Genomic DNA, 5,109 nt, shown 5'->3' with positions numbered 1-5,109 from the left:
GCCGACTTGGTGATCGGCTCGAACATCCCCGGGCTGGTGAAGTGGGCGAAACCGGCGCCGGCCAGAGCCAGACCGGAGAAGCGGGCGATACGGTTACCTTTGCGAGACATGCCTTTCCTCAGCTGATCGCGTAGTCGCTAAGCGGAAAATTCGACGCCTCGTCGATCGCTGTCGACGTGGACATCGGCCGCAGCAGCGAGGGTTCTCCGCTGGGATTGAAATAGTAGGACCGCGAACTTGCGCAGTTGCCCAGAATCCACAGCGAGTCGCCCAGCAAGTCGGTCATCCGGTCTAGGTAGCGCGCGTTGGCTTCTTCGGTCACCTCGAAGGTGTCGGCGCCCTGGCGTTTGAGCTCGCCGAAAAGCCGGTCCATCAACCGCATCTGGTATTCCATGGTGTTGAAGAAGTTCAGGCCGAGGAAGGCGAACGGGCTGGCCAGGCTCAGGTAGTTCGGGAAGTAGGGCATCGACACGCCTTGATATGCCTGAAAACGGGTGTCGCGCCACCACTTTCCGAGGTTGCGCCCGTCGCGTCCGATCACTTCGATCGCCGGGAAATTGGCCTCCCACAAGTCGAATCCGGTGGCCAACACCAGCGTGTCGATGTGCGTCTTCGAACCGTCGGCGTTCACCACCCCGTCGGCCTCGATCCGTTCGATGCCATCGGCCTGCAGGTGGACATGCGGCTTGGTGAAGCTGCGAAAGTAGGTGTTGGAGAACGTCGGGCGCTTGCATCCGAGGTCGTAGTCGGGGGTGAGCTTGCGGCGCAGCTCCTTGTCGCGAATCGCGATGAACTGGTTGATCTTGCACAGATCCATCGCAGAGATGTTGAGCCGCTTGAATAGCGGAACACGGTAACGCACCAGGCCGACGGTGATCATCATCTCGTAAATGGTGTCGGTGATCGCACGGATTGCCCGCTGGGTCCAGGGCAGTCGGGCGAAGAGTCGTTTGGCGCCGTCGGAGAACCGCAGGTCGACCTTCGGGGCGACCCAGATCGGGGTGCGCTGATAGACAGTCAGATCGGCGGCCTTCTCGGCGAGCTTCGGAATGAGCTGAACCGCTGTCGCGCCGGTGCCGATGATCCCCACCCGATGACCGGTGGGGTCGAAGTCGTCCTCCCACTCGGTGGTGTGGATGACCTTGCCTTCGAACGTGGCGATGCCGGCAATGTCGGGGGTCTTCGGCTGGGACAGGAAGCCCGTCGCGGTGATCAGGTAGCGCGCTGAGAGCGCCTCGCCGCCGGCGAGTGCGACCTGCCAGTGTCTGGTCTCCTCGTCCCACCGGGCCGACTCCACGACGGTGTTGAACCGCATATGCCGGCGCACGTCGTACTTGTCGGCCACGCGCGCGGCGTACTGCTTGATCTCCGGTCCCGGGGTGAACAGCCGCGACCAACCGGGGTTCGGCTCGAAGAAGTACGAGTATGTGGTGGTGGGTACATCGACGGCCAGGCCCGGGTAGTGGTTGACGTGCCAGGTTCCGCCGAGGTCGTCCTCGCGATCGACAATGACGAAGTCGTCGATACCCATGCGCTTGAGTTGGATGGCCGCACCGATACCGCCGAAGCCGGCCCCGACGATGAGGGCCTCGAAACGCTCCGAAGTCATGGCACGACAATATACTCAGTACCCCCGGTACCGGTAAACCCCGGCCGGTCTGGCTCGGGCGACCGGTACGTCGACCGTGCAGGTTGTGAGCGCTTTCGGGCGGCATTCGCCCGCAAACCCAGCACAGTCGGCGCGCCGGGCTAGTCGCGGCTAGTCGCGGCCGAGCAGGAGCAGCGCCGCTGACGCGGCCAGCATGGGAACGTCGAGCGTCTTTGAACCGAGGTCGTGCCGTGCGCCGGCGATCCCGACGACCTGGGTCGGCGCGGCGACCAGGGCGGCGGCGGCTTGCACTTCCTCGAGTGTCCCGAATGGATCCGACGTGCCGTGGGTGAACACCGTCGGCACCGCGATGTCGGGCAGGTGTTCGGTGCGGGCGCGTTCGGGCTTGCCCGCCGGCGACGATGCAGAGCGAAGCGATGAGGAGGAGCGGCGTCGACTGCCCGCCGGCGACGATGCAGAGCGAAGCGATGAGGAGGAGCGGCGTCGACTGCCCGGCGGATGCAGCGGATAGGAGAACAGCGTCAGCACGTCGACGTGCACCTCCCTGGCGGCGATCACCATCGACGTCATCCGGCCGCCGTAGGAATGACCCCCGGCGATCAGTGGCCCGTCGGCCAGGCGGCGGCAGACTGTGATGGCCTCGACGATGCCGGCGCGATCCGCAGCCGACGAACCCGACGGCGGTCCCTTCGGCCGGCGTCGCCGGTACGGCAGGTCGTAGCGCACCGCGAGCCAGCCGCGTCGGGCCCACTCGTCGCAGAGTCGTTGCAGCAGCGGCGATTCCCGATCGCCGCCCGCCCCGTGGGTCAGCACCACCACGCCGGTGGGCGCGCCATCCGGTTCGTGGGCGATGCCGGCAATCTGCTCGAGGCTCACGGCGCCAACCTGAACATCGCAGAGACCGGACCGTGGCCGTGCCCGAGCGGGTAAGCGGCACGCAGACATTCGGTCACCCAGCCTTTGCCGAATGTGACGGCGTCGGGCACCGTGTAGCCGTGCGCCAACGCGCACGCGGTCGCCGCCGCCAAGGTGTCACCGGCGCCGTGGTCATGGCCGGTATCCACCCGCGGTGCCTCGAACTCGCGAAAGTCGCTGCCGTCGAACAACAAATCGGTGCTGCTGGCCGAACCAGTCAGGTGCCCGCCCTTGACCAATGCCCACTGCGGGCCGAGGGCGTGTAACGCGCGGGCTGCCTCGGCTTGCGTGGTCGCGTCGACGACGTCGATGCCCACCAGCAGCCGCACCTCGTGCAAGTTGGGCGTCACCAAGGTGGCCAGTGGAAACAGTTCGGCTTTCAGGCAATTCAGCGCGCCGGCGTCGAGCAGCGGGTCGCCGTGCATCGATGCGCACACCGGGTCGACGACCAGTGGCACGCCTGTGCCGTGGTCCCGCCAGCTCTGCGCGATGGCCGCGATGATCTCGGCCGTCGCCAGCATCCCAGTCTTGGCGGCCTGCATACCGATGTCGTCGCTCACGGCCGCGATCTGTGCCGAGACCACGTCGGCCGGAATCGGATGAAAGTCCTTGACGCCCAACGTGTTCTGTACCGTCACCGCCGTCACCGCGCACAGCGTGTGGACGCCCAGCAGGGTGCAGGTGCGGATGTCGGCCTGCATCCCGGCGCCGCCGCCGGAGTCGGATCCGGCGATGGTGAGCACCCGCGGCGGCGTCGCACCCGGCGACACCAGCGGCAGGTAACTCACCGCTGGGTCAGATGAGGCGTGACCCGCTGCGCCCGGCGCCAACATTGCTGCCGCGTTCGCGGCATCACTGCTGGGCGAGCGGCAGATACACCCGGTTGCCGTGCTCGGCGAACTCGGCGGATTTTTCGGCCATGCCAGAAGCCAGCGCCGCCTCGATGTCCTCCTCCGTCTCCAGTCCATGCTTGGCCGCGTAGTCCCGGACGTCTTGGGTGATGCGCATCGAGCAGAACTTCGGGCCGCACATCGAGCAGAAGTGCGCCGTCTTGGCGGGCTCGGCCGGCAACGTCTCGTCGTGGTACTCGCGCGCGGTATCAGGGTCGAGCGACAGCGCGAACTGGTCGTGCCAGCGGAACTCGAAACGCGCCTGCGACAACGCATTATCGCGCTGCTGCGCATGCGGATGCCCCTTGGCGAGATCGCCGGCATGGGCGGCGATCTTGTAGGCGATCACACCGTCCTTGACGTCCTTGCGGTCCGGCAGGCCGAGGTGTTCTTTGGGGGTGACGTAGCACAGCATCGCCGTGCCGGCCTGCGCGATGATCGCCGCGCCGATCGCCGAGGTGATGTGGTCGTAGGCCGGCGCGATGTCGGTGGTCAGCGGCCCCAGCGTGTAGAACGGGGCCTCCTCGCACAACTCCTCTTCGAGCCGCACGTTCTCGACGATCTTGTGCATCGGAACGTGGCCCGGGCCCTCGATCATCACCTGTGCACCATGGGCTTTGGCGATCTTGGTCAGCTCGCCCAGCGTCCGCAACTCGGCGAACTGGGCGGCGTCGTTGGCGTCGGCGATCGATCCGGGCCGCAGACCGTCACCAAGTGAAAAAGTGACGTCGTATTGCGCCAGGATGTCGCAGAGCTCTTCAAAGTTGGTGTACAGGAACGACTCCCGGTGATGCGCCAGGCACCAGGCGGCCATGATCGACCCGCCGCGAGACACGATGCCCGTCACCCGCTTGGCGGTCAAGGGCACGTACCGCAGCAAGACCCCAGCGTGCACGGTCATGTAGTCGACACCTTGCTCGCATTGCTCGATCACGGTGTCGCGGTACAGCTCCCACGTCAGTTCGGTCGGGTCGCCGTTGACCTTCTCTAGCGCCTGATAGATCGGCACGGTGCCCACCGGGACCGGCGAGTTGCGCAGAATCCACTCGCGGGTGGCGTGGATGTCCTTGCCGGTGGACAGATCCATGATGGTGTCGGCACCCCAGCGGGTCGCCCACACCATCTTGTCCACCTCTTCGGCGATCGACGACGTCACCGCAGAATTGCCGATGTTGGCGTTGACCTTGACCGCGAACGCCTTGCCGATGATCATCGGCTCGAGCTCAGGGTGGTTGTAGTTGGCCGGGATCACCGCACGACCGCGCGCGACCTCGTCGCGAACCAGTTCGGCCGGCATCTGCTCACGCTCGGCGATGAACGCCATCTCGGCGGTGATCTCACCGGCGCGGGCCCGCTGCAGCTGAGTGCCGCGATCGCGGACCACACCGGGACGGGCCGGCAGACCCGCATGCACGTCGATCACCGCGTCGGGGTCGGTGTAGGGGCCCGAGGTGTCGTAAAGGTCGAGGTGTTCGCCGTTGGACAGATTCACCCGACGGAACGGCACCCGGGCATCGGGAACGGCGTCGGGGCTGCGGTAGGTCTTGCTGCTGCCGGCGATGGCGCCGGTGGTCACGGTGGGTTCCACTACTAGCTCGGTCATTTCCATCTCCCTACGTCGGCATTACCCGATCAGGTTCGTACGGTCGACGGCCCCGAGCCGTCCTCTCAGCGCACCGGGCGTGCGCTCCCGCG

Annotated in this window: 4 protein-coding genes and 1 riboswitch; all 4 genes read right to left on the bottom strand. The window is 66.3% G+C overall.

The window, feature by feature from the left end:
- Nucleotides 1–118 precede the first annotated feature (118 nt).
- Nucleotides 119–1,609, bottom strand: coding sequence for a flavin-containing monooxygenase (locus AC2VOG_RS14830; RefSeq protein WP_486940644.1), 1,491 nt, complete (start codon nt 1,607–1,609; stop codon nt 119–121).
- 150 nt (nt 1,610–1,759) lie between these two features.
- Nucleotides 1,760–2,485, bottom strand: a complete 726-nt coding sequence (locus tag AC2VOG_RS14825) for an alpha/beta hydrolase family protein (RefSeq protein WP_486940643.1) — start codon at nt 2,483–2,485, stop codon at nt 1,760–1,762.
- Nucleotides 2,482–3,312: a bifunctional hydroxymethylpyrimidine kinase/phosphomethylpyrimidine kinase gene (thiD, locus tag AC2VOG_RS14820; RefSeq protein WP_486940642.1), complete on the bottom strand. Its 831-nt coding sequence runs from the start codon at nt 3,310–3,312 to the stop codon at nt 2,482–2,484. The genes AC2VOG_RS14825 and thiD overlap by 4 nt, the downstream gene beginning before the upstream one ends.
- 64 nt (nt 3,313–3,376) lie before the next feature.
- Nucleotides 3,377–5,017: a phosphomethylpyrimidine synthase ThiC gene (thiC, locus tag AC2VOG_RS14815; RefSeq protein ID WP_486940641.1), complete on the bottom strand. Its 1,641-nt coding sequence runs from the start codon at nt 5,015–5,017 to the stop codon at nt 3,377–3,379.
- Nucleotides 5,008–5,109: riboswitch (TPP riboswitch) on the bottom strand. This riboswitch is flagged as partial in the annotation. Its footprint overlaps the gene before it by 10 nt.

The sequence above is a fragment of the Mycobacterium sp. TH-M11 genome (assembly GCF_057473725.1).
Note: the sequence above shows the minus strand (reverse complement) of the source record. Positions and strands in the feature narration are given on the sequence as shown.